The sequence below is a fragment of the Idiomarina solivarensis genome, assembly GCF_033052755.1.
Lineage (GTDB): Bacteria > Pseudomonadota > Gammaproteobacteria > Enterobacterales > Alteromonadaceae > Idiomarina.
Genome location: NZ_JAVFHZ010000016.1, coordinates 1 through 1,195 on the forward strand (window position 1 = coordinate 1; position 1,195 = coordinate 1,195).

Here is a 1,195-nt window from a genome sequence, read left to right on the forward strand (position 1 = left end):
ATGTCTAAAGAAAAATTTGAACGTTCGAAGCCGCACGTAAACGTCGGCACCATCGGTCACGTTGACCACGGTAAAACAACACTAACTGCTGCTATCACAACTGTTTTGGCAAAAGTTTATGGTGGTGCGGCGAAAGACTTCGCAGCCATCGATAACGCGCCAGAAGAGAAAGAGCGTGGTATCACCATTTCAACGTCACACGTTGAATATGACACACCGACTCGCCACTACGCGCACGTAGACTGCCCAGGGCACGCTGACTATGTTAAAAACATGATCACCGGTGCGGCGCAGATGGACGGCGCGATTCTGGTAGTAGCAGCAACAGACGGCCCAATGCCACAGACGCGTGAGCACATCCTGTTGTCACGTCAGGTAGGCGTACCTTACATCGTTGTATTCATGAACAAATGTGACATGGTAGACGATGAAGAGCTGTTAGAGCTGGTAGAAATGGAAGTTCGTGAACTGTTGTCAGAGTATGACTTCCCGGGCGACGACCTGCCGGTTATTCAGGGCTCAGCTCTGAAAGCGCTGGAAGGGGACGAAGACTACGCTAAGAAAATCATCGAACTTGCAGACGCACTGGATTCTTACATTCCAGAGCCAGAGCGTGACATCGATAAGCCGTTCATCATGCCAATCGAAGACGTATTCTCGATTTCAGGTCGTGGTACGGTAGTAACAGGTCGTGTAGAGCGCGGTATCGTGCGTACAGGCGACGAGTGTGAAATCGTTGGTATGAAAGACACCACGAAGACCACAGTTACGGGTGTAGAGATGTTCCGTAAACTGCTTGACGAAGGTCGTGCAGGTGAGAACATCGGTGCGTTGTTGCGTGGAACGAAGCGTGACGAAGTTGAACGTGGTCAGGTATTGGCGAAGCCAGGAACTATCACTCCGCATACTAAGTTCGAAGCAGAAGTTTACGTACTGAGCAAAGACGAAGGTGGCCGTCATACGCCATTCTTTAAAGGCTACCGTCCACAGTTCTATTTCCGTACAACGGACGTTACAGGTGCTGTAGAATTGCCGGAAGGCGTAGAAATGGTCATGCCTGGTGATAACCTGAAATTCGTTGTTGATTTGATTGCTCCAATCGCAATGGACGAAGGTCTGCGTTTCGCTATCCGTGAGGGTGGCCGTACCGTAGGTGCAGGCGTTGTATCGAAAATCATGGACTAATGCAGTCTGA

Annotated in this window: 1 protein-coding gene; it reads left to right on the plus strand. The window is 50.1% G+C overall.

Going from position 1 to position 1,195, the window contains the following annotated elements; genetic code table 11:
- A complete protein-coding gene (tuf, locus tag RBK99_RS13430; protein WP_317505104.1) occupies positions 1-1,185 on the plus strand; it encodes an elongation factor Tu in 1,185 nt (394 codons plus the stop codon).
- Positions 1,186-1,195 lie beyond the last annotated feature (10 nt).

Excerpts from the sequence above, each read along its gene's own strand:
- tuf (WP_317505104.1), top strand. The coding sequence starts at position 1 with ATGTCTAAAGAAAAATTTGAACGTTCGAAGCCGCACGTAAACGTCGGC.